The sequence below is a fragment of the Pedobacter sp. G11 genome, from assembly GCF_003860265.1.
Classification (GTDB): Bacteria; Bacteroidota; Bacteroidia; order Sphingobacteriales; family Sphingobacteriaceae; genus Pedobacter; species Pedobacter agri.
In genome coordinates, this window is sequence record NZ_CP034190.1 from 4,957,044 (window position 1) to 4,983,967 (window position 26,924).

The 26,924-nt window shown below is 36.6% G+C and carries 27 protein-coding genes; 14 read left to right on the plus strand and 13 right to left on the minus strand.

Annotation, left to right across the window (positions count from 1 at the left end; all coding sequences use genetic code 11):
• Nucleotides 1-85 precede the first annotated feature (85 nt).
• The 5 genes from EA772_RS21425 to EA772_RS21445 all read left to right on the plus strand — a co-directional run bounded on the left by EA772_RS21425 (nt 86) and on the right by EA772_RS21445 (nt 5,785).
• The gene (locus EA772_RS21425) at nt 86-646 is read left to right on the plus strand and encodes a hypothetical protein (RefSeq protein WP_124914872.1); all 561 of its coding nucleotides are present in this window, start codon (nt 86-88) and stop codon (nt 644-646) included.
• Nucleotides 647-757: 111 nt separating this feature from the next.
• Nucleotides 758-3,136 carry a DUF2339 domain-containing protein gene (locus tag EA772_RS21430; protein WP_124914873.1) on the plus strand — a complete coding sequence of 793 codons (2,379 nt, stop codon included), beginning with the start codon at nt 758-760 and terminating at the stop codon, nt 3,134-3,136.
• Nucleotides 3,117-4,346 carry a DUF3999 family protein gene (locus tag EA772_RS21435; RefSeq protein ID WP_124914874.1) on the plus strand — a complete coding sequence of 410 codons (1,230 nt, stop codon included), beginning with the start codon at nt 3,117-3,119 and terminating at the stop codon, nt 4,344-4,346. The genes EA772_RS21430 and EA772_RS21435 overlap by 20 nt, the downstream gene beginning before the upstream one ends.
• An 11-nt stretch (nt 4,347-4,357) precedes the next feature.
• The gene (locus EA772_RS21440) at nt 4,358-4,810 is read left to right on the plus strand and encodes a DUF1569 domain-containing protein (protein ID WP_124914875.1); all 453 of its coding nucleotides are present in this window, start codon (nt 4,358-4,360) and stop codon (nt 4,808-4,810) included.
• 18 nt (nt 4,811-4,828) lie between these two features.
• On the plus strand, nt 4,829-5,785 hold the full coding sequence (locus tag EA772_RS21445; protein WP_124914876.1) for a zinc dependent phospholipase C family protein: 957 nt from the start codon (nt 4,829-4,831) through the stop codon (nt 5,783-5,785).
• A 96-nt stretch (nt 5,786-5,881) separates the two neighbouring features.
• Here EA772_RS21445 and EA772_RS21450 read toward each other — a convergent pair whose 3' ends face one another.
• From EA772_RS21450 to EA772_RS21495, 10 genes are all read right to left on the minus strand, one after another.
• The gene (locus tag EA772_RS21450; RefSeq protein ID WP_168187615.1) at nt 5,882-6,565 is read right to left on the minus strand and encodes a VTT domain-containing protein; all 684 of its coding nucleotides are present in this window, start codon (nt 6,563-6,565) and stop codon (nt 5,882-5,884) included.
• A gap of 68 nt (nt 6,566-6,633) precedes the next feature.
• Nucleotides 6,634-7,338 carry a hypothetical protein gene (locus tag EA772_RS21455; RefSeq protein ID WP_124914877.1) on the minus strand — a complete coding sequence of 235 codons (705 nt, stop codon included), beginning with the start codon at nt 7,336-7,338 and terminating at the stop codon, nt 6,634-6,636.
• A gap of 59 nt (nt 7,339-7,397) precedes the next feature.
• The gene (locus EA772_RS21460) at nt 7,398-8,069 is read right to left on the minus strand and encodes a DUF4397 domain-containing protein (protein WP_168187616.1); all 672 of its coding nucleotides are present in this window, start codon (nt 8,067-8,069) and stop codon (nt 7,398-7,400) included.
• 82 nt (nt 8,070-8,151) lie between these two features.
• Complete coding sequence (dnaN, locus tag EA772_RS21465) at nt 8,152-9,276, minus strand: DNA polymerase III subunit beta (RefSeq protein ID WP_116167472.1); 1,125 nt, start codon at nt 9,274-9,276, stop codon at nt 8,152-8,154.
• A gap of 33 nt (nt 9,277-9,309) precedes the next feature.
• Nucleotides 9,310-10,992 carry a gliding motility-associated ABC transporter substrate-binding protein GldG gene (gene gldG / locus EA772_RS21470; protein WP_124914879.1) on the minus strand — a complete coding sequence of 561 codons (1,683 nt, stop codon included), beginning with the start codon at nt 10,990-10,992 and terminating at the stop codon, nt 9,310-9,312.
• Nucleotides 10,992-11,717 (minus strand): gliding motility-associated ABC transporter permease subunit GldF, encoded by a 726-nt coding sequence (gldF, locus tag EA772_RS21475; protein WP_010600604.1) that lies wholly within the window; start codon nt 11,715-11,717, stop codon nt 10,992-10,994. The genes gldG and gldF overlap by 1 nt, the downstream gene beginning before the upstream one ends.
• Nucleotides 11,718-11,803: 86 nt before the next feature.
• On the minus strand, nt 11,804-12,490 hold the full coding sequence (locus EA772_RS21480; protein WP_124914880.1) for a porin family protein: 687 nt from the start codon (nt 12,488-12,490) through the stop codon (nt 11,804-11,806).
• Between the two features lie 110 nt (nt 12,491-12,600).
• Nucleotides 12,601-13,143, minus strand: a complete 543-nt coding sequence (locus tag EA772_RS21485) for a hypothetical protein (RefSeq protein WP_124914881.1) — start codon at nt 13,141-13,143, stop codon at nt 12,601-12,603.
• Nucleotides 13,144-13,148: 5 nt separating this feature from the next.
• Nucleotides 13,149-13,856, minus strand: a complete 708-nt coding sequence (locus tag EA772_RS21490) for an ATP-binding cassette domain-containing protein (protein ID WP_124914882.1) — start codon at nt 13,854-13,856, stop codon at nt 13,149-13,151.
• A 66-nt stretch (nt 13,857-13,922) separates the two neighbouring features.
• The gene (locus EA772_RS21495) at nt 13,923-14,843 is read right to left on the minus strand and encodes a glycerophosphodiester phosphodiesterase family protein (RefSeq protein ID WP_124914883.1); all 921 of its coding nucleotides are present in this window, start codon (nt 14,841-14,843) and stop codon (nt 13,923-13,925) included.
• A gap of 293 nt (nt 14,844-15,136) precedes the next feature.
• On the opposite strand from EA772_RS21495, the gene EA772_RS21500 reads away from it, so the two are divergent.
• From EA772_RS21500 to EA772_RS21515, 4 genes are all read left to right on the plus strand, one after another.
• On the plus strand, nt 15,137-16,780 hold the full coding sequence (locus tag EA772_RS21500; protein WP_124914884.1) for a glycine--tRNA ligase: 1,644 nt from the start codon (nt 15,137-15,139) through the stop codon (nt 16,778-16,780).
• Nucleotides 16,781-16,861: 81 nt separating this feature from the next.
• Nucleotides 16,862-17,539: a 2'-5' RNA ligase family protein gene (locus EA772_RS21505; RefSeq protein ID WP_124914885.1), complete on the plus strand. Its 678-nt coding sequence runs from the start codon at nt 16,862-16,864 to the stop codon at nt 17,537-17,539.
• Nucleotides 17,540-17,647: 108 nt separating this feature from the next.
• Nucleotides 17,648-18,055 carry an AraC family transcriptional regulator gene (locus EA772_RS21510; protein WP_010600611.1) on the plus strand — a complete coding sequence of 136 codons (408 nt, stop codon included), beginning with the start codon at nt 17,648-17,650 and terminating at the stop codon, nt 18,053-18,055.
• A gap of 87 nt (nt 18,056-18,142) precedes the next feature.
• Nucleotides 18,143-18,907: an SDR family oxidoreductase gene (locus EA772_RS21515; protein ID WP_124914886.1), complete on the plus strand. Its 765-nt coding sequence runs from the start codon at nt 18,143-18,145 to the stop codon at nt 18,905-18,907.
• Nucleotides 18,908-18,969: 62 nt separating this feature from the next.
• Here EA772_RS21515 and EA772_RS21520 read toward each other — a convergent pair whose 3' ends face one another.
• Nucleotides 18,970-20,166 (minus strand): SH3 domain-containing C40 family peptidase, encoded by a 1,197-nt coding sequence (locus EA772_RS21520; protein WP_124914887.1) that lies wholly within the window; start codon nt 20,164-20,166, stop codon nt 18,970-18,972.
• Nucleotides 20,167-20,302: 136 nt separating this feature from the next.
• Between EA772_RS21520 and EA772_RS21525 the strand changes: the two genes are divergently transcribed.
• The 5 genes from EA772_RS21525 to EA772_RS21545 all read left to right on the plus strand — a co-directional run bounded on the left by EA772_RS21525 (nt 20,303) and on the right by EA772_RS21545 (nt 25,319).
• Entirely contained in the window at nt 20,303-20,995 is a 693-nt protein-coding gene (locus tag EA772_RS21525) for a CAP domain-containing protein (RefSeq protein WP_124914888.1), read from the plus strand.
• A 70-nt stretch (nt 20,996-21,065) separates the two neighbouring features.
• Nucleotides 21,066-21,578 carry a GtrA family protein gene (locus tag EA772_RS22505; RefSeq protein WP_116167461.1) on the plus strand — a complete coding sequence of 171 codons (513 nt, stop codon included), beginning with the start codon at nt 21,066-21,068 and terminating at the stop codon, nt 21,576-21,578.
• 431 nt (nt 21,579-22,009) lie between these two features.
• Nucleotides 22,010-23,791 carry an aromatic amino acid hydroxylase gene (locus tag EA772_RS21535; protein ID WP_124914890.1) on the plus strand — a complete coding sequence of 594 codons (1,782 nt, stop codon included), beginning with the start codon at nt 22,010-22,012 and terminating at the stop codon, nt 23,789-23,791.
• A gap of 27 nt (nt 23,792-23,818) precedes the next feature.
• Nucleotides 23,819-24,520 carry an SDR family oxidoreductase gene (locus tag EA772_RS21540; protein ID WP_124914891.1) on the plus strand — a complete coding sequence of 234 codons (702 nt, stop codon included), beginning with the start codon at nt 23,819-23,821 and terminating at the stop codon, nt 24,518-24,520.
• Nucleotides 24,521-24,776: 256 nt separating this feature from the next.
• Complete coding sequence (locus EA772_RS21545; RefSeq protein WP_029204591.1) at nt 24,777-25,319, plus strand: C40 family peptidase; 543 nt, start codon at nt 24,777-24,779, stop codon at nt 25,317-25,319.
• Between the two features lie 2 nt (nt 25,320-25,321).
• Here the strand turns inward: EA772_RS21545 and EA772_RS21550 are convergent, their stop codons facing one another.
• Together EA772_RS21550 and EA772_RS21555 are read right to left on the minus strand one after the other, a co-directional pair.
• Complete coding sequence (locus EA772_RS21550; protein ID WP_124914892.1) at nt 25,322-25,930, minus strand: YdeI family protein; 609 nt, start codon at nt 25,928-25,930, stop codon at nt 25,322-25,324.
• 24 nt (nt 25,931-25,954) lie between these two features.
• Nucleotides 25,955-26,842 (minus strand): flavin reductase family protein, encoded by an 888-nt coding sequence (locus EA772_RS21555; RefSeq protein ID WP_124914893.1) that lies wholly within the window; start codon nt 26,840-26,842, stop codon nt 25,955-25,957.
• Nucleotides 26,843-26,924 lie beyond the last annotated feature (82 nt).

Sequence of the window (26,924 nt, forward strand, 5' to 3'; positions counted from 1 at the left end):
AGAAATCTCAATCGGTAATTAAAACATTTTAATATTTTTACGTTTGACCAAACAATTCATTACTTAATTACCAATTCCTATTAACATGCAATATAAAAATGTTCTCGCCATTGCACTCATCATCTCGATTGCTGTGATCTCTTCCTGTCAAAACCGGGAGAAAGAACTCAATCAGGTGATACAGACTAAATTCAACCAGGCAATTATCGACGATTTACCCGCTTATAAAAGATTAAATGATCTTATTGTAGACAATATAGACACGATTGTTAGTTTTAGAAAAGCCCAGATTGAACATCCTGAACGAGCTGAAAGATTTGATTTTCTACACGATAACGAAGCAGAAAACAATTTTATTCAAAATGATATCAACTTTAACAATATGCCGGCCTTTATTCTTCCAAAAATGGATAGCGCATTTTCATCCATTAAGAAAGGGAAAATAAGTGGCTTTAGCATTCATGCTAATGGGATGATTGACATGTCAGTAGAACATACCTTTAATGAAAAAACCAATTGCGACACTTATAGCAGTTTGGTTTGGCACATGCCAGAAAACCTACCAATTGATTTAACTGCAAAGGATACGGTGCTCACTAACGAATGCAGATACATTGTTCACGTAATGAAACGAGGAAACCCATAACGATATTTGTTTAAAATATGAGCCATTTATTTCTAGTCAATAAATTATTTCATTAACCTTGTAAAATTCATTCCTATATTTATTAAATAAGTTACGCACTAAAAATATAGAATGGATAATTCCGAAAGACTGAACCTGCTTCTAGTTAAGCTGGAAAATTTATTGCTCAGGCAGCAAGGTTTTGAAGCAGAAATAGAGGCTTTGAAGCAAGAAGTCAGGGCTTTGCAATCGCCGGGCACTAGCTTTACTCCACCTCCAGCGCCTGTTTCTGAGCCAATTATCGTACCACCTCCAAGAAATACACCACCGCAAGCTGTAACAACACAAAGTGTTTCACAGCCAGCACCAAATCCCTTTCCTCCTGTTCAAAATCCACCACAAAATAATTTTGCAGATCGGTTTAAACGGGAAAACATGGTCAAATCTGATTTTGAAAAGTTTATCGGCGAGAACCTGATTAGCAAAATTGGTATACTGATTTTAATTTTAGGTGTAGCGATTGGCGCAAAATATGCCATCGACCATGATATGATCAGTCCACTAACACGGATTGTTTTAGGTTATGCGGTTGGCGCAGGGTTAATGGCTTTTGCCATCAAACTAAAAGAAAAATACGAAAATTTTTCGGCAGTTTTAGTGAGTGGAGCCATTGCTATCATGTATTTTATTACTTATGCAGCCTACGATTTTTATTCACTGATTCCACAAGCCCTGGCTTTCGTATTAATGGTTGTGTTCACTTCGTTTACAGTTGTTGCCGCGATAAAATACAACAAACAGATTATTGCACACATCGGTCTGGTTGGCGCCTACGCCGTTCCTTTTTTATTAAGTGATGGATCAGGAAAAGTAGGCGTGTTATTTACCTACATGGCCATCATCAATATTGGCATCTTAATTTTAAGTTTTAAAAAGTACTGGAAACCGCTGTTCTATGCCTCCTTTGGTTTAACATGGATGATTTTTTTAGCCTGGAGGCTCGACCTTGGCAACAACAATAACTTCTTTGCCTTATCATTGCTGTTTTCAACCGTTTTCTTTATTATATTTTATATTACAAACCTGGCTTATAAAGTAACCAAGAAAGAACTTTTTGGCTTCAGCGATGTGGTGATTATACTTTTAAACTCCTTTGTTTATTACGGAGTTGGTTATCTCATCCTATCGCAAAATAAAAATAGTGTTGAATTATTGGGGTTATTTACATTGGCCAATGCAGTGATTCATTTCATCGTGAGCTTGATTATCTATAAAAAAGAACTTGCTGATAGAAACTTATTCTATTTGATTTTGGCAATGGTGATTACTTTCATCACAATGGCCGTTCCTGTTCAATTAGATGGCGGTTGGGTAACAATTTTCTGGACGATAGAAGCCGCTGTACTGTTCTACGTTGGAAGAGTAAAAGGCATCGCCATTTATGAAAAACTTTCTTTCCCGCTAATATTTTTGGCTTTATTAAGCTTACTACAAGATTGGGAAATTTATAACTGGTATTATTATGGAGGAGAGCCGCAGGATATGCCGATTTTGAATGTTGGTTTCTTAACCGCTTCTATTTTTATCATTAGCTTCATCTGGATTTTGAATATTAATAAAGTACAAACAGAAAAGCCAGCTGAATGGCCATGGATGAGGCAAATATTAAATTACGGAATTCCATCAATCCTACTGGCTGTTATCTATTTTACTTTTAGAATTGAGATTTGTAAATACTTCAATTACCTATCACAATCTACCAGAATCGCTCTTCACCAGAGAATCGGAACCGATGATGCGACTTATGAATTCAACTATAATATTGATACACTAAAAACGGCCTGGCTCTATATATACACCCTGTTTTTTGCCGCTGTATTAACTTATCTGAACATTAAAAAATTAAAAAACCAAAATTTGGCAATCGCTAATTTGGTAATCAATTTATTGGCAGTTGTAATTTTTCTTACCCACGGACTTTATACTCTAAGTGAACTTCGCGATCATTACCTATTCCCTGAGATCAAATATTTTAGCATCAGTTCTTTCAATATCGGAATCAGATACATTTCATTTGCATTTTTTGCACTATTGATTGTTCAATGCTATCAATTACAAAAGTCAGCTTTGTTGAAAAAAGACTTCAAAACCCTGTTCGATTACTTATTGTACATTTCCATTTTGTGGATCATCAGTAGTGAACTTATTAATTTACTGGAGCTTTCACATTCAAATGGCAGTTATAAACTTGGATTGAGTATTCTGTGGGGAATTTATTCGCTGTTTTTAATCAGTATGGGTTTAGCGAAAAACAAAAAACATCTGCGGATTGGAGCGATGGTTTTGTTCGGCATAACCTTAATTAAGCTATTCTTTTATGATATATATTCATTAAGCACCATATCTAAAACCATAGTTTTTGTGTCGTTAGGTGTGCTATTACTCATCATCTCTTTCCTTTACAATAAGTACAAACATTTAATTATTGACGATGCTGAAGTTAAAAACTAATATATTTATTTTGCTTTTCGCCTGTTTTGCCACGGCAAATGCACAAACCAACGCCTACAAATTTAAACGAGAAATTACTGGTGTTAATTCTTTATGGCATAGCATGAAGTTGCCAGACGGGCTATACAAAAATGCAAATGCAGGATTTGAAGATTTAAGGATTTTCGGTATAAAAGGCAAAGACACCATGGAAGTTCCGTATTTGCTAAAACAACGAGCTGACCAGATTATTTCTAAAGAAATTGATTTTAAACCGGTAAATGAGAGTGCGAATGCTAATGGCTATTACTATACTTTCGAGTTGAAAAATGTTACGGAAATTAACCAAATAAATCTGGCATTTAAAGAAGCAAATTTCAATTGGGATGTAACGCTTGAGGGGAGCAATAGCAATTCCGAATGGTTTACCATTTTAAAAGATTATCGCATTTTATCTATAAAAAACAAAGATACTGATTATCAATTTACTAAACTTAGCTTTCCAGATTCAAAATATCAGTATCTGCGATTGATGATAAAAAGTCCTGTTAAACCTGGTTTATTAGAAGCACTAATTAATAAAACTGATACCATAAAAGGCACTTATCAGGATGTGAGATACAAAACATTTGAGCTAAAAAACAATACTGTAGATAAAGAGACAGTTATCGATGTCGCACTTGAAAATCCTGTACCACTATCCTATTTGAAATTGAATGCACAAAGCGATTTCGATTTCTATCGCCCAATAAAGATTGAATATGCAACTGATAGTTTTAAAACAGATAAGGGGATGCAATATAATTATGCACCACTTTTTGAGGGTACCATCAGTTCCTTAGAAAAATCGGAGTTCAACTTCCAAAATACAATTGCATCGAAACTTAAAATCACCATTCAAAACAACGATAACAAACCACTACGTTTAAATGGTTTAGCATTAAAAGGGAATCTTTACGAGATTATTGCTCGTTTCGACAATCCTACGCTAACTTATGCACTATATTATGGAAATGAGAACGTAACGGCACCAAGTTACGAGATTGAGAAATTTGAAAATGAAATCCCTACTATCTTAACGGCTGCAACCATTGGTAATCAAACGGAAAACCCTGCGTATTCAATTAAAACAGAAAAACCACTATTCGAAAATAAGACCTGGCTTTGGGCTTTAATGGCGGTAATTATTGCCTTATTGGGATGGTTTTCTTATAAAATGCTGAAGAATTAAAGAATAAGACAATGAAGAATATTTTTCAACCTGATGTAACTAGTGAGGTTATCGACAGGATTAACAAGCTAACACCAGCTACCAATCAACTTTGGGGCAAAATGAACGTTTCTCAAATGCTTGCGCACTGTAATGTAAGCTATGAGATGGTTTATGATAATACTCATCCAAAACCAAAATTCTTTATGAAATTGTTAATGAGAGCATTTATTAAAAACTTAGTAGTTGGTGAGAAACCGTATAAAAAGAATTTACATACTGCCCCCTCTTTTTTAATTGCTGACGAAAGAGAATTTGAAAAAGAAAAAACCCGTTTAATAAATTACCTAAACAAAACGCAACAATTAGGTGAAGTTCATTTTGATGGGAAAGAATCACTTTCGTTCGGAAAACTTAACAAAACGCAATGGAATAATATGTTTTACAAACATTTAGACCATCATCTAAGTCAATTTGGTGTTTAAAATAAACCAATATAAAACATGAAACGATTAACGATTACTATAGCGTTAATCATCCCTCTCATCATCTGCACTTCCTGGGGTTTCTTTGCGCATCAAAGAATTAACAATTTAGCTGTTTTTACTTTGCCAACCGGTATGATTGGTTTCTACAAAAAGAATATTAAATACATAACCGAACACGCTGTAGACCCAGATAAACGGAGATATGCCGATTCTTTAGAAGCTCCAAGGCATTATCTCGATGTAGAGAATTATGAGAAAAGTATTGATAGCATTCCTGAGAAATGGAATGATGCCTTAGCCAAATACGGACAAAAGCATTTAAATGCAAACGGCATTGTTCCCTGGCAAATTCAGCGTACGTACTTTAGCTTAGTTAAAGCATTTACTACCCGCGATTCAATTAAAATTCTAAAATATTCAGCCGATTTAGGTCACTACATTGGCGATGCACATGTTCCGTTACATACCACGGCTAACCATAATGGGCAACTTACCAATCAGGTTGGCATACATGCTTTCTGGGAAAGCAGACTACCAGAACTTTTCTCTTCCCGTTACAATTTTGTTGTTGGCAAAGCGATTTATATCGAAAATCCACTAAAAGAAGCCTGGAAAATACTAAAGCATACTCACAGTTTGGTTGATACCGTTTTGACTTTAGAAGCTAAACTCGCTGCATCATTCCCAACAGATAAGAAATTCAGCTTTTCGGAAAGAAACAATACTGTGTTAAAACAATATTCTTTAGAATATTCGAAAGTTTACCACGACCAAATGAATCAACTGGTAGAACGGCAAATGCGTTCGGCGATATTGGAGATTGGCTCATTTTGGTATTCTGCCTGGGTTGATGCGGGCCAGCCAGAACTTAAGAACCTAATCAAAGTGGATATAGCAGCCGAAGAAAAAAAGATTCAGGAAGATATAGAGAAGAAGTATAAAAACGGTGTTGTAATCGGGAGAGAACTTTAGCCCATTAGATAAGTCTTTCTAAATTAGCCTACATTAAAAAGCCGCACAATAACAGTAAATTAACTGTATAGTGCGGCGCTTAAAAGCTGTTAAACTCTAGTCTTGCTTAATTTCCTCTTCAATAATTTCCTCAACCTTTTTCTTTGAGAAAATGGATTTCAATGCACCGTAAATGACCGGAACAAAGGTACCTACCGCGATAATCAAAACTAATATTTCAAAGTTTTTTTCTACAAAAGGAATTTTACCTAATAAATAACCAGCAAATAACAAACTGCTAATCCAGGCGATACCACCAATGACATTATAGTAGGTAAATTTTCCGAACGACATTCTCGCTGCTCCAGCTACGAAAGGTGCAATGGTTCTGATGATTGGCAAAAAGCGACTGAAAATGATGGCTTTGGCACCATGCTTTTCAAAATATTCATGTGATTGATGATAGTATTTGAGCTTTAAGATCTTATTATTTTCTTTAAAAACCTTAATTCCAAAATACTTACCTAACTGATAATTTACTGAATTGCCCAAAATAGCTGCAGCAATCAAGATGAGCAGCATGAACCAGATATTTAAGCCTGTGCCATCACCTGCAACTAAGGCACCAACAGCAAATAACATTGAATCGCCAGGTAGAAAAGGCGTCACTACAAAACCAGTCTCTGCAAAAATGATGAGAAATAGAATAAGGTATGTCCAGGTTTTATATTCCTGCATAATTACTTCTAACGTTTCTTTTGTATTAGTGAGTAATTGTATAAGTAAGTCGAAAAATTCCAAGGGTAGTTAATTTATATTTTGGACAAAAGTATGAATATCGAAGTGATAAATAAGAAGTGTATGGAAATTTAATTGTTTGGTACTAAACGTTCTTTCAATTTACCATTTTTTGCGCCTTCGATAATAATGGTATAAACCTTTCCTTTGATGAAGTTTGTATAAGATATTGAATCCCTGACCCCGGTAGAATCTACTAAATTAAAAAATAAAGTTGATGCTGGTTTCAAAGTTTTAATTGAAATATAATCTGTTTTTTCTCCATATCCTAAAGAAGTTGAATACAAACTATCTTTACTTGCAATATTTACTTTAGATTTTAAGGTATGACCTAAATTAATAAGCATAATTTGAGCCTTAGAAGTATCTTGACGTACGAGATCCTCGTAGATAATCATCTTAGGTTTGGTAGTGGATAAGTTGTTTGTTTGTGTATAATAAATGGAATAGTTTTTACCCAAGCTAAAGACATTTTTTATTGAGCTATTAGAAACGCCAGTAATACTATTTCTTGCATCAATTTCATATTCCTTGTCTGCTTCAACTACAAAGTAAGCTGAATTCGTGCTTGAAGCTAAGGCTGATATGCCAGAGACGCTATTGAACAAAGCTTTATTAAAGAAAAAATTCTGGCTTGTATCCGAAACTATTGTATTAAAAATCCTAACTTTTGAATCTCCAACTATAAAATTATCGTTTTTAATACATGAACTAAATAGTACAATTGCAAAAAGGATAAAAGGTAGTGTGGGGTTCAAAAAATTACGCTTTTTCATAAAGATTATACTGTTCTAATAAAACGTAAAGATAAGAGAAAGCATATAAACAGATGCATTTAATTATCAGTTATAATATGCGCTTCAAGGGTAGCCGCCGTTGCGCCGCTAAACCAGATGGTATAAATTTTACCTGCAACAAAGTTCGCATTATCAATGGTTTTGATGTTTCCAGAACCAACAACGTTATATCTCAAATTCAGATCAGCATCTACTGAAAAGTAACTGGAAGCTTCCTTAAAGAGCAAACCATTAACAAATTGGGTACCTGCCTGTACACTCACGTTAATGCCTGTGGTAAAATACGGTGTTAAATTAATAAGTTTAATTTTTGCCTTTCCACTTTCAGTATTGCTTAAATTATCTTCATAACTTACAATTTCTCTGGCGCCGTTTCTATCGTTTACCAGAAATGTAGAATAAGTGAGTGAGGGTGTAAAATTAAGTGCAGATTCTGTTTCCAGATTAGCAGAACCCATAAACCGGATGGTTCTGTTTCCAGATGCGACTTTTAAATAATCTGTTGTTTGACCAAAGGCTAATGCTGCAGTAGAACGTTTTCCGCCATCAACAAATACATCTTGATCGGCCTCTGTTTGTGCAGCGTTGATCATTTTAACTTTTGCTTCACCATTTACTACAACATCAGGGTCGTGTTTTTTACAGGAACTTAAACTAATGAGAAATATGGCAAAGAAAAGAAGAATAGAGCGGTTAGTAAAGATATTCATAAACATGTATTTGGTCGGTAAACAAAAATGGCTTGGTCAAAAACCAAGCCATTTATTATATTCCAACTAAAAAATTAGTAGACTAGTAGCTGTTATTAAGCATTACCGGCATAACTAACATTAATACATCTTCGTTCTCATCATTGGTTTGAGGGATCAATAATCCTGCTCTGTTTGGTGTAGACAATTCTAATGTTACTTCATCGCCGCTTAAATTACTAAGCATTTCAATTAAAAAACGAGCATTAAAACCAATTTCAAGGTCTTCCCCGTCATACTGGCAACTCAAACGCTCATGTGCTTCATTAGCGAAATCCAAATCTTCAGAAGAAATATTTAGCTCACTCCCGTTAATTTTTAACCTTACCTGGTGTGTTGTTTTATTGGCAAAAATAACTACGCGGCGTAGTGTATTTAAAAACAAACCTCTGTCGATAACCAATTTATTTGGATTATTCTGAGGAATTACTGCTTCGTAATCAGGATAGCGTTCGTCTATTAAACGACACACCAAATTAATATTTTCAAACTTAAAGAAAGCACTTGTTGCGTTGTAATCTACAGAAACGTTAATATCTGTAGAAGGCAAAGCTGCCTTTAATAACGTTAAGGCTTTTTTAGGTAAAATGAATGATGTTGCTTTGTCAGCTTTGCTATCCATTCTGCGGTAACGAACCAGTTTGTGCGCATCAGTGGCAACAAAAGTAATGTGTTGTTGTGAAAGCTGGCAAAAAACACCAGTCATTGCCGGACGTAATTCATCATTACTTACTGCAAAAATCGTTTTGGTAATGGCTTCTGTTAAAACTGAAGCTGGTAAATTTACCGAAGAAGCATTTTCAACTACAGGAATTTTAGGGAAATCATCACCATTTTCACCACTCAATTTATATTTTCCGTCGCCGGCACTAATTTCGATGGCAAAAGTTGCATCATCAATATTGAAAGCAATCGGCTGATCGGGCAAAGTTTTAAGCGTATCTAGTAAAATTTTAGATGGAACGGCAACTTTACCTTCTTCTTTTGATTCTACAGCCAAAGCAGTAGTCATACTGGTTTGTAAATCGGTAGCAGAGATCGTTAAGTTTCCGTCTTTAATTTCGAAAAGAAAATTTTCAAGTATAGGTAAAACTGTACTGCTGCTTGAGGCACCATTCACAGTTTGCAAATGTTTTAATAAAGTTGATGTGGATACAATAAATCTCATGATATCAATTAGTCTTCTTCAAAAATATAAAAATTATTTAGCGTACTTGTATTTGCGGTAATAATGTTGAAAAATTGCAAAGAATATTAACAATAGCAAGGGCGCCGCCACATTTATAAATTGCCATTTACCTTTTTCCGGTTTAATTCTGGCTTTATCCAGCAATCTAATCTTAACTTCTTTATTTCTTAAACTAATCAGATTATCATCATCCGTAAAATAATCAACAATATTTAGTAGCAACGCTTTATTGCCAAAGGTTCGTTGCGAAAAACGATCAAAACCTAAAGGAAACGCGGAGCCATCTTTTTCAGAAACCTGGTTTTTAAAAATATCACCATCCCCAATCACAATCATTTTTGCAGGTTTGCTGCTCAGAACTGCTGTAAAAGGCTGGCTTATGCCTTGAGGCAACGGTCTGCCTGCAAATACCGATGGGAAACTTCCCTCCAAAATTAAACCTACATTTTGTGGTGTACTTTGGAATTCTCTCGGATCTAATTGCGCCGAAACCATTTGCAAGCTAAAAGGTTTTGGCAGGTTATATACCTTATTATATGGCGATGTAGCTAAAATGTAGGATTTGCTCACCCCTTTCACGCCAATGGTATCAACAGTGCTGGGAAATTCAGATTTTATGCCATCTATTTTTTTTACTACAGTTTGCGCTGTATCGGGAAGTAAAATCGGATAGTAAATCCAGGGATAGAGTTGCATCTGGCTTTGTGCACCTACAGCACCTGTAGAAACCGGAATTTCTGCATTGTTTGCCGGATCGGCAATGATATTATAATTCACCCTGGCGCCATACATAAATAACATGTCGTCCAGATTCAAATCCATTGCGGTGGCAAGCTGCCCGTTTTGCGTTCGCAGGTTTTCGAGTGCTGCATTATTTTGATCGATGCTCCAAAGCACACGACCACCGTTCATTACAAAATAATTGATTTTATATTTTTCAGTTTCTGAAAATGGCTTTTTAGGCTTGGCGATAATCATCATATTTAATTTATCCAAGCCTTCTTTGGTAATCGTATTCAAATCAACCCGACCAACAATGTAGTTATTTGCCAAAGTTACTCTTGCATCTTCCAGCTGCAAATCCGTCAATTCACCATTCGATTCTGTAAAGCCAATACGAGGATTATAACCATTTAAAACCTTTTTTAAACTTGATGTAAGTATGTATTCTAAATTTTCAATGGATCTGTTGATATTTTCTTCATAGCCGCCAGCCACATTAAAATTTTGGAGCAGTTTAACGGGCATCTGCTTCCCATCGGCTTCAATCACCGCAGCAGGCACGATGATTTTCTCGGTTGTACCACTTTCCGTTTTTAATGCTGTACGTGTAGCTTCAATCCCATCCTGAGCCATGTTGTATATCACCGTATCCTGCTCAGCAGCAGTTAGTCCAGCCAGCGGATCAACGTAGTTAAGTTTGATTTCGGCATTAGCATAGGCCTTATAATCGGCTAACAAATCTTTCACCCCTACTTGCAACCGCTTCAAAGCCGGCGGCAATTGTCCATCTAAAAATACCGTTATGGTCACTGGCTTTTGGTTATTGCTTAATAATGCTTTCGTTTTCTCGCTTAAGGTGAAACGCTTGTCAGCAGTAAAATCAAATCGATGGAAAAAGTAATGACTGGCAATATTTAAAATAAGCAAAGCGATAATGACCACGATAAAACTAAACCATTTATTTTTTGCCATTATCGCTTCCCTCCAATTACCAGCTTGGTAAATAATAAAAATAAGACCGAAAAAGTGATGAAATAAATCAAATCTCTTGTATCTAAAACACCTCTGCTAATGGAATTATAATGTTGATTGATGCCCAGTCCAGAAATTAAACCTTCTATATTTTGCAGTGAAATAAGTTGACTGGAATAGTCAAAACCTAAAAAAGCAAAGGCGCATAAAGCGGCACAAATTACAAAAGCAATCACTTGATTTTTGGTCAGAGCGGATGCAAACAATCCAATTGATGTAAACGCAGCGCCCAGCAAGAATAAACCAATGTACGAACCTATTACTGCTCCGGTATCAATATTGCCCTCCGGAAAACCAAGTTTTGAAATGGAATAATAATAAATGATGGTAGGAATTAACGAAAATAACACCAGTAACAAACTAGATAAATATTTTGCGATAACGATTTGCCAAACCGTAATGGGCCTGGTAATGAGTAGCTCATACGTACCTTCTCTCCTCTCTTCGGCAAAAGAGCGCATCGTGATGGCTGGAATGAGAAACATGAACAAATAAGGAACCAGACTAAAAAAACCAGCTAAATCTGCATATCCGTAATCCAGTAAAGAGGTATCGGGAAAAAACCAAAGTAAAAGACCCGAAACCAACAGAAAAACGCCGATGGTGATATAGGCAACCATCGAACTTAAGAAACTGAATAACTCGCGTTTAAATACTGCGTACATAGAAATTTAAATGCCGAAGATAACTAAATATTTGGGCAAATTTAAATGTACAACGTGGTGAGTAAAGACTAAATTGTAGCTATTTCTCAAAAAGAAAAACCTAAACCTACCGAAAACACGCGGTTTTTTAATGATGTTTCATCAAAGCCGTCGGTATCAATACTGGTTAACCCCAAACCGTAACCTGCATGAATGTTAAATCCGCTTTTCAGTTGATAACCGGCTAAAAAATTTAACCCAAAATCGCCTCTTTTATAATCTTTATTGCTTCCAAATTCTAAATCTTGTTTTGATGAAATTGTAGTTATGGAACCTGATGTTGCCATCCCAGATCTTTTTGCTTCACCACTTATCGCGATTGCATAATAAGGACCAGCGCCAAGGAATATTTCCCCTGTACCTAAGTCAAAATTAAACACGGCATTAACAGGAACCTCAAGATACATGGTAGATAATTTATACGTACCCTGAAACGTAATGAGATTGTTTGGCTCAAAATTCGATTCAAAAATTTCGGTTTTTCCACCTTTCCCGGTTAAGGTTAATCCAGGTTGTATAGCAAAACTTTTAGAAATAGGAAAATCAATTGTTCCGCCTATATAGAATGAAGTATTTGATTTAAAGTTATATTCTGAGGGGCCATCAAAAATTTCAGCAGTGCTATGAGATAACATTGTTGGCAAGGTTACCCCAGCCTTAATACCAATTTTAGTTTGAGCAAAGGAAAACATGCCAATGGCGCACAAAAGTGTTGTAGTCAATATTTTTTTCATATCGTTGATTTAGATGCTGAAAGATACAAAAACTTGTAAACTTTAAGTGGTTAGGATATAAGATTAATGTTTGTTGAAGCAAAAAGATTCTAAGGCGATTTAGATTTCGCTTATAGCCCAAACACGTAAGCCAATCGAATTCCCACAAAACCTTTAGTACTGGTATTGTTGATCCCGATTATTTTGGTTTCATTTTTCCCTGTCCAACCTTCATAACGAATACCTAAATCAAGCTTGTTTTTTCCTGCCATTTTGAATTGGTTGCCAATACCGGGAGACCATACAAAAATAGTTTTTTGGCCACTGTTGGCAGACAAACCTGCACCCAGTTGCGCTTCAGCATAAAAATGTTCACCCAATTGATATTTCAAGCCAGCTTTTAATGGGATATAAACCAAATCTTTGACGTTGATTAATTGGTTTCGTTTACCAAAAAAGTTCATGATGCCACCATTAGCTGTTAAAGCAAATTCTGAAGATATTGGAAAATCTGCTTTGATAGAAGCGCCTAAACCAATGCCTGACAGGCTAACAAAATTCCCTGATGGAAGTCCAAATTCGGCACCAATACTTATACTGGTTGAATTTTGAGCTTTTAAATTTTTTGCAATAAAAAATAGGAGTAAAAGTAAAATGAATCGGAGCTTAAACATGAGTATTACGCAGTGAGTTTTCTAAAAATATCTTCCAACGATTCTTGATTGTTAGCTTTTTTAATTCCATCTAATGTGTCATTTGCCACAATTTTACCTTTATTGATGATGATAATATCATCGCATATCGCTTCAACCTCTTGCATGATGTGGGTGGAAATTACCACCGTTTTATTTTTACCTAGTTCTTTAATCAAAGCCCTGATGTCTACCAGTTGGTTTGGATCTAAACCTGAAGTAGGCTCATCCAAAATTAAAACTTCAGGATTATGAATAATGGCCTGTGCCAGCCCAACCCGTTGACGGTAACCTTTTGATAACATGCCGATTTTCTTATGCTGTTCTGGGCCTAAACCAACCTGTTTAATTACTTCATCAACGCGATTAGCCAAGTTTTTCAGTTCGTAAGTTTGGCCAACAAAGTTGAGAAATTCTTTCACATACATATCTGTATAAAGCGGTGTATTTTCAGGCAAATAGCCGACGTTTTTCTTCGCTTCAATGGCTTTCGTTAAAAGATTATGATTTGAAATTTCGGCACTACCTGATGTAGGCTCGAGATAACCTGTAAGCATACGCATTGTTGTAGATTTCCCTGCACCATTCGGCCCCAGAAATCCTAAAATACGCCCAGGTTTAGCTTCAAAACTAATTGCGTCGACAGCTTTTTGCTTATCATAATGCTTGGAAAGATTTTTGACCGAAATACTCATTTTGTTTAATATTAATCGCAAAGAATACGAAGTTATTTAGCAGTTCGTCATCGACGATTTAAGATTTTAATTCACGTGAGGCGAACTCAACTTTTTGTTATACCTAAACTTATCCAATTGTTCTGCAGCCTGAGCAATATTATCTGATGATAAAATATCGGCGCCATTATTTACCAAATGATAATATACGTTTTTTACAGGATTGGCTATTGAACTTTTATCAATATTGCCCATGGTTCCCAGTATCGTTGTAATACCTTTATCATGCAGATATTGATAAAGTTCTTTATCGGGAGCAGAAACGCCAACAAAAGCAACAATCCTATTGTTTGGAATACCTAAACTATTTAAGCGCTTCAGTTCTGATTTCTTTTGTACTGATGCAGAAATCATCAATTCAGGCGCCAGCTGATGCACTTCTTTGGCTTGGTTTGCAGTGTAAGTAATAATAATTGAGTTGCTTTCTACATGATACTGTCGAACTTTTTCAATCACTTTCGCGTAGGAAACACCTCTTTTTAAATCTATCGTAAGTAGTACTCTGCCTTTACTCCAGCTTAAAACACTATCCAAAGTTGGAATTTTAAAATTGGTTTCCTGGCCATCATCGTCTTTTAGGTTAAAAGCTTTTAATTCCTCGTAAGTGTAGTTACCAATGTTTCCTTTTCCTGTCGAAGTTCGGTCTAATTGATCATCGTGCATGATTACCATGACTGAATCTTTGCTATACGCGATATCAAATTCAATCACCATTGGATTATAGGTGGTGGAATTTTCAAATGTTTCGATACAGTTTTCTGGGAAACCAGGCATTGGTCCGCCACGGTGAGCACTAATTAGCGGAAAACGATGATCGGGTGACCATTTTAAGAAGTTATATAAATCGTTGGTTTTATCGAATTTGATATAATGGTGAACTTTATCCTCTTGTTTGCATGATGCAAAAACCGCTATAAAAGCCAGGAAAAGTAAGTAATGGAATTTCATGTTTCAAAAATAGGAAAAAATGGAAGATGTAAGCTGTAAAAGGAAATTCTTAGCGTTTTGCAGTTAAACCGTAAATAGAAATACAATTTTCGCCACCTAAACCCGATTGCAGCGAGCACGAAGTGTAACGTAGTAAAGCGGAAAGCGGGGCTGAACAAACCAATTTTCACTGCAATTGCGTTACCCCTAAATCTTCTTATGGAGACTTTGCAAATCGGCTGATCATTCCAGCTCAAAAACCTTCAGGCTTATACCTTTAAACCCTCCGCCTTTTTATTATCTTTGCCCCTATTATGGCTCAAAAGAATAACGACGAACAATTTAAAAATGTAATATCACACGCTAAAGAATACGGTTTCGTGTTCCAAAGCAGCGAAATATATGATGGCTTAAGTGCCGTTTACGATTACGGCCAGTTGGGTGCCGAGTTGAAAAATAACATTAAAACGTACTGGTGGAAAGCCATGGTGCAAATGCATGAAAATATTGTGGGTATTGACTCTGCAATTTTTATGCACCCGAAAGTATGGAAAGCCAGCGGACACGTTGATGGTTTTAACGACCCGATGATTGATAATAAGGATTCGAAAAAACGCTACCGTGCCGACCAGCTATTGGAAAATAAAATTGATGAATTATATTCTGAACTCGCTAACTTTTCTGCTGATAACAAAGCTAAATTCGAAGAATTTCAACAAGAAATTTTAGGTTTAAGTGATGAAGGACAAGCGGCTTGGGTACCAAGTTTCAAGGATGAGGAAGGAATTTTAGACAATGCTAAATATCCTTTCGTTGATGAAGCAAGCTGGAGATTTGTGAAAAAAGGTTTAACGCTTGAGGTTGAAATGAATCTGGCACTTAAATCTGAAAACTTAGCACAGCTGAAAGATTTAATTGTTGATTATAAAGTAATTTGCCCGATTTCTAAAACATCAAACTGGACGGATGTTCGCCAGTTTAACCTGATGTTTAGCACACAATTTGGTGCAATGGCTGAGGGAAGCGATGAAGTTTATCTTCGTCCGGAAACGGCACAAGGTATTTTCGTAAACTTTTTGAATGTTCAAAAATCAGGAAGAATGAAAATTCCTTTCGGTATTGCGCAAATTGGTAAAGCTTTTAGAAATGAAGTCATTGCCCGTCAATTCATTATGCGTATGCGTGAATTTGAGCAAATGGAAATGCAATTTTTCGTTCGCCCGGGTGAAGACAAAAAATGGTTTGAATACTGGAAAGAAGCCCGCTTAAAATGGCACAAAGCTTTAGGCACTTCTCCTGAAAAATACCGTTACCACGACCACGTTAAGCTAGCGCATTACGCCAATGCCGCGACGGATATTGAATTTGAATTCCCATTTGGATTTAAGGAAGTGGAAGGTATTCACAGTAGAACCGATTTCGATTTAACACAACACCAGGAGTTTTCTGGTAAGAAAATGCAGTATTTCGATAACGATTTAAATGAGGATGGTAAACCGTACGGAAACTATGTGCCTTACGTGATCGAAACTTCAATCGGTTTAGACCGTATGTTTTTATTAACGATGATTAACGCGTTTGAAGAACAGGATTTAAGCACTGAGGATAAACAAGATAGTCGTACTTTATTGCGTTTGCACCCTGCTTTAGCGCCTTATAAAGTTGCGGTTTTCCCGTTAACTAAAAAAGATGGTTTACCGGAAAAAGCCCGTGAAATTATGGATGCATTGAAATTCGATTTCAACTGTATTTATGAAGAAAAAGATGCAATTGGTAAACGTTATCGCCGTCAGGATGCAATTGGTACGCCTTTTTGTTTAACCATTGACCACCAAAGCTTAGAGGATAATACGGTTACCATTCGCCATCGCGATAGCATGGAACAGGAACGTATTGCCATTGCAGATTTGGGAACCATTGTAGGCAATGCGGTAAGCTGGAAAAATCTATTGGCATAGATTTCTTTATGCTGACTAGAATTCAGCATCTTTAATATTTAGTCGCAGGTTAAAAGCCTGCGACTTTTTTTGTAAAAAAAAATGAATTTAACCGAACATTACAATAAACTTTATACCACAGCTGCAGCCAAAATCACCGCTGGGAATTATGAAATCGATCATTTAATTGATGACGAGAAAGACCAGCGTTTTGGAATTACTTTAGTGATTAGGCCAGATCAAAACACTAAAATGAATATTCAAAGGTTTTTAACTGAAGTAAAAGCAATAGAGCCGGATCAATATTATTATCAAGATTCAGATATTCACATCACGGTAATGTCTATCATTTCATGTTACGCAGGTTTTGAATTAAGTCAGATCGATATTCAGGATTATATTCAATTAATTAATCAAGTTTTAAAGAAGCACAAAAGCTTTAAAATTCAATTCAAAGGACTTACTGCATCCCCATCTTGTATATTAATTCAAGGTTTTTTAACCGATACATTAAATGAGATTAGAGATGATTTACGTTTGGCTTTTAAAAATTCGGCCTTACAACAAAGCATTGATAAACGTTATACCATTCAAACGGCACATGCTACTATCATGAGGTTTAGGGATAAATTAAGAAATCCGACAAGATTATTAAGTTTAATTGAACAGTACAGAGGTTTCGATTTTGGTACTTTTACCGTAGATCAAATTGAACTGGTATACAACGACTGGTACCAGCGTGAACGTTTCGTTGAGTCATTGCATGTCTTCAAGCTGTAGAATGCCTACAAAACATAATCCCTTGGTCATAAATTAAGTACGCCCTACATCAAATTTCCTATTCAATCGCTGCCATACTATATTTGTTATATCCTAAAATCGCGAACCATGCCTATTCCACAGAAATTCTTTGCCCGCCAACACGAAATCGCTGCCGATTATTTGATAGAACTAGATAAACACCTTGATGACATTGTTTCCGGCCGGGCAACAGAAATGTTTGAGGTGAGGGATTTCGCTGAAATATTGCATGTTCATCCGACCCATTTTAGCAATACGATTAAATCCGCTACAGGCCATTCGCCATGTTTTTTCTTTGAAGAACGTTTAATGGAAATTTCAAAATCGATGCTAAAAAATGTAAGCATGCCTATAGCTGAAATTGCAAGAACGCTTACTTACGATCCATCGAACTTTACTAAGTTTTTTAAACACTTCTCAGGGCAAACTCCCAAACAGTTTCGTGAAGATTATTTTAAGTCATTAGCCGAAAAAAAGGAAATTGTCACCATATAAAACTTAAATGCTCACCATTTTTCCTTAACGTATCACCATTTTTTTAGCTCATTTACTTTTAATTTTGTTTATCAAATAAAAAGAAAAATGGGAACACAAAATAAAATTGCTTTGGTAACCGGCGGAAGCCGTGGTTTAGGCAAGAATGCAGCATTGAAAATTGCTGAAAAGGGAATTGACGTAATAGTAACTTACCATTCAAAAAAGGAAGAAGCGGAAGAAACTGTTGCAGAAATTAAACAGTTGGGCGTAAATGCAGCTGCAGTGCAACTAAATGTTGGAGAATCTGCATCATTTGATGCTTTCTTTACAGAGGTTAAATCTATCTTAAAATCTGTCTTCAATGCAGATCAATTCGATTTCTTAGTTAACAATGCAGGAATAGGTATTCATGCTTCTTTTGCTGAAACCAGCGAAGAACAATTCGATACACTGGTAAATATCCAATTCAAAGGCCCATTCTTCTTAACGCAGAAAGCACTTTCTTATTTAAACGATGGCGGCGCAATCATTAACGTTTCTACCGGTTTAGCCAGATTTAGCTTACCAGGTTATGCAGCTTATGCATCAATGAAAGGTGCAATGGAAACCTTAACCAAATATCAGGCAAAAGAGTTAGGTGCAAGAGGAATTAGATCTAACATTGTTGCGCCAGGTGCTATTGAAACTGATTTTGGCGGAGGCGTAGTGCGTGATAACGAACAAATGAATGCCGGGATTGCTTCGCAAACTGCTTTGGGACGCGTTGGCTTACCAGATGATATTGGCGGAGTGGTTGCGTTTTTATGTACGGAAGAAGCAAGATGGATCAACGCTCAACGCATTGAAATTTCAGGTGGCATGTTTTTGTAAAATAGGAATATTCAAAAAGGCATCAGATTAATAACACTGATGCCTTTTTGGTTTTCTACCAGTTATTTTCCATACCAATCATGTTGATCAACTCTGGTGATTTCAGGCTGGCCAATTTGATTGAGAATTCTTCGTGCGCTCACCAGGGTTTTAAATTCCCGCTCGTCGAAATTTGATGCTTTAGGATCCAGACTGTTGATGCGGACCATACCTGCAGATTGGATAAAAGTTCCAGCGCCCATGTAAATTGCCGTATGTGTAACTTTGCCATTTGCTATTCCTCTAATTTTGGCCGCCGAAAAGAAAAGTAAATCTCCGGCTTTCAAATTTTTTAAACATTTCTCCAGGCTCGTCGAATCATTTTCAAGAACATCAATATTTTCGCCAATTAAGGCTTGCTGCGAAGCATCTCTGGGTATTACAACTCCGTTTAAAAAGTAGCTTGTTTTTGTAAATCCACTGCAATCCACGCCTTTTATTGATGTTCCACCCCACAAGTAAGGCACACCCATTAATGTTTTGGCCGTTGCCAATACGGACTCGGCATTAGGGTTCACTTGTTTCCTCCAATCAGCAAATAAGGTAGCGTCAGTTTTCTTCACAAAGCCAATTCTTCGATCTGGAAATATCACTTTGTAAAACTTTTTATCTTCTGCACTTACTTCTAAAATATTTCCTTTTACTAAGTCAGAAACACGCATTGATGTTTCCTCTGCTTTACTATAGGCATGGCCGTAGTCTGCCAGGTAAATTATTCGTTTGGCCTTCTTCCACTTTTCCAGTGTTTCTCTGTTCATTAAACTTACCGCAGCACCATCAGTATAAGATAGATAACCATCTGGTGTTCGCACTAGATAGTAACCACCTTGTTTTTTAAGCACTTCAACAGGTGTTCCCAGAGTCATTTGCGTCATCATCTCTGCAGCATTTTGAGGCGCTGCTCTGTTGTTACAAACTGATAGATTGGCTAATCCGTATTCCATTCCGTTCAGTAACTGTGAAGGAAGACTTTTACTCACTTTGACCATTCCGGTAAGCGTTTTGGTTTTTGCATTGAAAACCTCTAAAGCTTTTTCCGAGCTGCTTTCTACAAAAATAGTATCGCCCTTAAAGTGAAAACCGAAATAAACCGATCGTTTATCGGGAGCAAATTCCTTTTTTACAGCATTTGCAATTTCATAAATTGCAGTAGTATCAACCTGTGCTTTTAAAGCGGTTGCCACAGTTAAAAGCAAAGCGAATATGCCCAGTTTTTTCATATTTTAAAATTAGTAATATTTCAATTGCCCGAGCCTTGCAGGCTGTAACTAATTACTTACTTCTATCTTCTTACATATTAAGTTTCACTCTTGAAAATAAATACGTCTTACAGCCGTTATTGATGAAATTACCCTGATGACCAAACTGCTACTACCTTTTTTATTTTTAATTATGCTGAGCGCTGGTCTATCGGCACAAACCTGGACCGACGCCGAATTTCGAAGCGCAAACACGGCAGCCAATATTCCCTACTTAAGCAACGAAGAAAAAAACATCGTAATGTATATGAATTTGATCCGTATTGACGGTGAAAAATTTTATTACACGTTCCTGGAAGATTATATTAACAATTACAATGCGAAGGTTAAAAAGTACCGCAATTATCATCAGCTTAAAATCGCCAGAAATAACACCTATTACGTTTCACTGCTAAAACATTTACAAGCTGTAAAAAACTTGCCCTTGTACTATCCTGATGAAAAATTAACTTTATTGAGTAAAAACCATGCGCAGGATTTAAATAACAACAATATTGATACACATGAAAGCAGTGATGGAACTAAGTTTGCGAAACGCTTGGCCAGATATTTCCCCAACAAAAACATGAGCGAAAATATCGACTTCGGTTATGCAAATAGCCTTGATATTGTTTGCCATTTACTTTTAGACTGCGGAGTGCCTTCTTTGGGGCATCGGTTGAACATTCTCGATCAGAAAAACAAATTTAATACTGTTGGTGTAGGTATTCAAAGGCACCCAACTTACACCTGGTGTGCCGTAATTGATTTCGTATCACAGCCCATTTACTATACCAATAACCAGCGGTAGCATTTGATGATTTCGGAATATATTTAACTATTGCAGCAAATCTTTATATTTTTGGCGAAATTATTCAATGATGCGCAAGGCGATTTTAGCTTTTATAGATTTTTTTTATCCTCCGTTTAAAAAATTTATTTCCTTACATAACTTCAGATATCTGGCTACGGGAGGAAGTACCTTGGCACTTGGAATAATTAGCTATTATTTTGCATATTTTTTCATTTTCAAAAACAAGGAAGTAGATTTCGGTTTTTTAGTTTTACAAAGAGAAACTGCATCATTAATAGTAGATTATTGTGTTGCTATACCTACAAGTTTCCTATTAAATAAATACATCATTTTTACACATAGTGAATTGAAAGGGCGGGTACAACTATTTCGATTCCTAAATCTCCAATTTATTAACATTCTAGCGAACTACGTTTTGCTTAAATTTTTACTTGAACTTTTGAGAGATTATCCCACATTGTCCATGCTTTCGAGGATATTGGTTTCAGTCTTGATGGCACTCTTCAGCTATTTATACCAACACTATTTCACTTTCAGCGTAAAAAAAATTGGCGAAAAGAAAGCTGATAAAAAGCATTAATTTTTTTTGGAAAGCAGGTGAACTGCCTGTAGGTTTTTGCCGCCCCGCCCCCGTTACAAGTCCGCTCCCGATAAAAAATCGGAATTACGGGCTTTTCACTAGGTCGGGTTTAAGGGGCCCGTTTTGTAATCAGATTTAAGTTTTCAACTGCTAGCGGACAACCTTCTTTATTAATTTGCAACAGCCGGGGGGTATAAACGGGATGGCAGCAATATCTCCCGATTTTTCATCGGGAATTTAGCGAACAGCCTGACTTAAGCTAAAAATGGAATACAGGCTTAGGTTTCCTGATCAAGAATCTAATGGTTTAAAATTAGAAATTATTGCATCAAACCTTTATTACGTTAGGCTGTTAATTTAGGCGGTCGCTAATTTGCTAACGTAAAAGCAACACCATATCTTAGCTTCCGACCAACTTATTTTCATAACCTATGAGCCATTTTAATGACTTTAACAATGCGCAAGTAGCAAAACTACCCCGGCATTTAAAACAATTTATTGTAGCCCAGAACTACGAAAAATATACCCCAATAGATCAAGCGGTTTGGCGTTATGTTATGCGTCAAAACTATAGTTATTTAAAAAACGTTGCCTATTACCCATACATTAAGGGTTTGCAACGAGCTGGTTTAAGCATCGAATATATCCCTGATTTGCAAACCATGAACGATAATTTAGGCAAAATTGGCTGGGGTGCTGTAACTGTTGATGGTTTTATTCCTCCGGCAGCGTTTATGGAATATCAAGCTTACAGAGTTTTGGTGATTGCAGCCGACATCAGACAAATCAATCATATCGAATATACCCCTGCTCCTGATATTATCCATGAAAGTGCCGGCCATGCGCCCATCATTGCAGATACCGATTATAACAATTATCTCAGTTACTTTGGCTCTATTGGAGCAAAGGCGATGTTTTCGGCGAAGGATTTTGAACTTTATGAAGCCATCAGAAGACTTTCTATTTTAAAGGAAGCTGCTGATGCGGATGATGTGCAAATCGCCAAAGCAGAAAAAGAGCTTCGTTACATTAACGAAAATATGGGCGAGCCTTCTGAAATGGCGTTACTGGGCCGCTTACACTGGTGGACGGTAGAATATGGTTTAATTGGCAGCTTAGAAAATCCAAAAATTTATGGCGCAGGTTTGTTGTCATCAATTGGAGAAAGTGCTACTTGTATGCAACCAGAGGTTGAAAAACTTTGGTATAACATCGATACTATTAATTATGCTTACGACATTACGCAGCCACAGCCACAACTTTTTGTTACCGAAACTTTCCAAAATTTAATTGATGTTTTGGAACAATTTGCCAATACCATGGCATTTAGGGTTGGTGGTGCCGAAAGCGTAATGAAAGCCATTGCCTGTAAAAACGTAGCAACCGCTGTTTACAGTTCTGGATTACAGGTTAGCGGTGTGTTTACCGATATTGGTATTGCTGCCAATGACGACTTAACCTTTATTAAAACAACTGGTCCGTCTGCATTGGCTGTTAATGGCAAACAATTAGAAGGCCACGGCAAAAATTACCATCAGGATGGTTTTTCATCTCCAGTTGGAAAATTAAAAAATGCCATTAAGCCTTTAGAAGATTATACTGCAGCGGAAATGATCGCTTTGGGTTGCTTCGCCGGTAACAATACAAAACTGGTCTTTGAAAGCGGAATAACCGTAAAAGGTAACGTAAAGGATGTTATAAGAGTAAATGAAAAGGTAATTTTAATTGTTTTCAGAGATTGTACAGTGACAGAAAGTAATGGCAATATTCTATTTAAACCAGAATGGGGAAATTATGATATGGCCGTTGGCGAAAAAATTGTTTCAGTGTTTAATGGTGCAGCAGACAAAGATGCCTTTGAGGAAATTACTTTGATTAGCCAGGAAAAAACGCATGCCATTACATACGACGAGAAAACAGTTAAACTTCATCAATTATACAAATCAGTTCGCCACATTAGGGACAGCGGTGAACATTTAGACCAATTGCCAGAAATTTTCAACCAATTAAAAAATAACTTCAGATATGATTGGCTCTGCGCTCTGGAAATTTTAGAAATTGTTTATCATAAAAAAATATACCACCAGCTGGAAAAAGAAGTTCAAATTTACCTGGAACTCAAAGCCAACAGAGAAGCTGATCATCATAAATTGATTAACGATGGACTTCATGTGATTAAAAATCCGGTAAGCCAATTGATTGTGAATGATTAGATTTGCTGCAGATTTAGAAGATAAAAAATGAATGTTATAATTACCGGGGCAAGCAGTGGAATTGGTTTTGAAACTGCATTAGAGTTTAGTTTACACAAAGAAAATAAAATTGTTGCTATTGCACGTACCGCAGATAAACTGCGAAAACTTTTGGAAATTGCCAAAGGCATCAACCCCGATTGCACGCTATTACCCGTTGAATTCGATATTGTTAATGATGATTATGCCGCCTTAATTCCATTTTTAAAAGAAAGATTAGGTCATATTGATATCTTGATAAACAATGCCGGTTCGCTAGTTAACAAACCCTTTTTAGAAACCACTGAGACGGATCTGGGTGAAATGCTGCAAAGCAACGTAATATCCCATTTCCGAATGATACAAAACACTTTGCCACTGTTGAAAAGTGGAAGCCATATCGTAAACATCGGCAGTATGGGTGGTTTTCAAGGCAGCGTGAAATTCCCTGGTTTATCGGCTTATTCGGCCAGTAAAGCGGCACTACATACCTTAACAGAATGTTTGGCATTCGAATTGGCTGAAAGCGGCATAAAAGTAAATTGCCTGGCTTTAGGTTCTGCGCAAACCGAAATGCTGGAAGCAGCGTTTCCAGGCTACCAAAGCCCGGTGATGGCTTTTGAAATGGGTAAATATGTTGCCGATTTTGCTAAAACAGGACAAAAATTTTTTAATGGAAAAATTTTACCTGTAGCGGTAACTACACCGTAAAACCGCCTTTCAGTTGTAGTCATTTCAGTTGTTAACAAATCATTTGTTCACATATAATTGATTTTCACATTTGAAATAAATTCACCTGATTGCACCCTTTTTAGCTGGATTTTATGGTTTCCAGGCAATCGAAGAGGAAAAATTCCATTCAGATATTTAACAAATCTGCCCGAGTTTAGCTTGGGCTTTTTTGTTTCAACTGGTTTTCAACATTTTAATGTGCCTTAAAATATTTTTATATCTTTGGCACCAACATATGAAGAAAATAATTCCAATTCTGTTTTTCATTTTGTCTGCCACTGCAGTAAAAGCCCAAACCATAATACCCGCACAATACCAGGAAATGGTAAAAAAGTTGGTTGCGAATCTTCCGAAAGATGCTAAAGCAACCAATAATCAAAAGGAAACCAAATCAGAAACATTAATCGACTTTGCAAAAAGCATGTTGGGTATCCGTTACCGATATGCAACGAGCAATCCGAAATTAGGATTCGATTGTTCTGGCTTCGTTAGTTACGTTTTCAGCAACTTTGGCTTCAAAGTACCACGCTCATCAAGAGAGTTTAGTGGCGCCGGTAAAGAAACTAATTTGGAAAATGCCAAGGTAGGCGATGTATTGATTTTTACGGGAAGTAATTCCAGCGTTAGAAGAGTTGGTCATGTAGGAATTGTTTATTCGGTTGATGCTGATGGCATTAAATTCATTCACGCTTCCTCAGGAAAAGCCAAAGGCGTAACCATTACGCCTCTAAACGGGCATTACAAAACGCGTTTCATGAAAATCGTAAGTATTATCTAAGCTTATTTTTTCAGATACTTCCACATCCTGGGTTTACCTTCAGCAATCCATTCAACGGCTGTATCCAATCTTTTCAGTTTGGTCGCTTCGGTTTTTGCTTCTTCCAGCCAATTCACATATTCGCGTTTGTTCGATTCGCTAAAATTTTGAAAAATACTTAAAGCGGATGGATCTTCCTGCAGCGCATCGATAAAGTATTGTGGAACAACGAGCGTTGGTTTTTCAGTAGCTTTTGGCTTTGGTGGAAGTTTGATTCCATCTTCATTGAGCTGGATGGCTTCTAAAATATAGGCGATTAAAATTTCGTCGGCGGGGAGATCTTTAATAGATGTGATTTTACCCAATGAACCCATTGCATTGTTCCTATCTTTAAAAAGATTATACTCATCTTTCATTAGGGAGCCTTTCCAGAAGCCGAAAGCACAGTGATTTTTAAACGAGGCGAAATGGCAAACCGAACCCTTTAGATCGAAAAAAGGCATACTCCACTTCATTTTTTCCTCTATTCGAGCATCTGCTTTATGGATAAGATTTCTGAGATGATCCAAAATAGGAATTGCAAATTCCGCTGAATTGATGATGTATTGATCAACCTGAACGATGGTATGCATAGTGTTTGGTTTTAACAATTAAATTTAAAGTAAAACAACTTTTAATGCAATATCCACATCACCATTTTTAAGAAAATTTCTAGCCAGTTCATGAAGTTCACGTTCTCTGTTAGTCACATCTCCTATTGTCGCATCCAAAACTTCTTTTACCTCTGGATGATTTGCAACCAGATCAATTTCATCTTCGTTTGGTAAATGCTCAATATTGCCCAGCATACCCAAATCGTTTCCTGTAAGAACCTTTGATAACCGGACAGATTTTGGTAAAGCATCAACACCGATTCCGAGTTTGGCCAACGGCTTAGCCACTTTAAACAGATTGCTTTCTGTAATCCTGCAATACCAATCCCCACCCAAGCGGGCAACCAAATCAATTTTTTGCTGATCAATTTTACCATTTCCATCAAGCACATTTTCATTGATGTGAATCAGCTTAATTTCTGCTAAAATTAAGTTTCCGGCACCATGATTATCGCCCAAAGGAATAACCTGATTGACCACACATTCGAACTGAACAGGTGCTTCTGCCACTCTTGGTGGGGCAACCAATTCAGATTGTAGCATCGTAAAACCTGCCTTATCAAATTCGTTCACGCCTTTTGCGTATTCCGTACTCGCGAGGCTCATTTGCTGAACCATATCATAATTCACAATATTGATGACACACTCTTTTACTTCGAGAACGTTTTCTAAGGTGTGTTTAGTTGTATTATCACGCACACGCCTGGCCGGCGAAAAAACACAAATGGGCGGCTTTGTGCTAAACATATTAAAAAAACTAAACGGACTCAGGTTAATGTTTCCTTCAGCATCAACAGTGGATGCAAAACAAATTGGCCGCGGAGCGATGGCGTATTGCAGGTAATCTTGCAATTGCACAGGAGTTAAATCTTCAGTTTTTAAGGTTAACACAGTAGAGGTTTTAAGGTTGGAAGGTTAAATGTTTTAATGTTGGACGGTTAGATGTTTTAATGTTGGAAGTTTTTTGAGACGC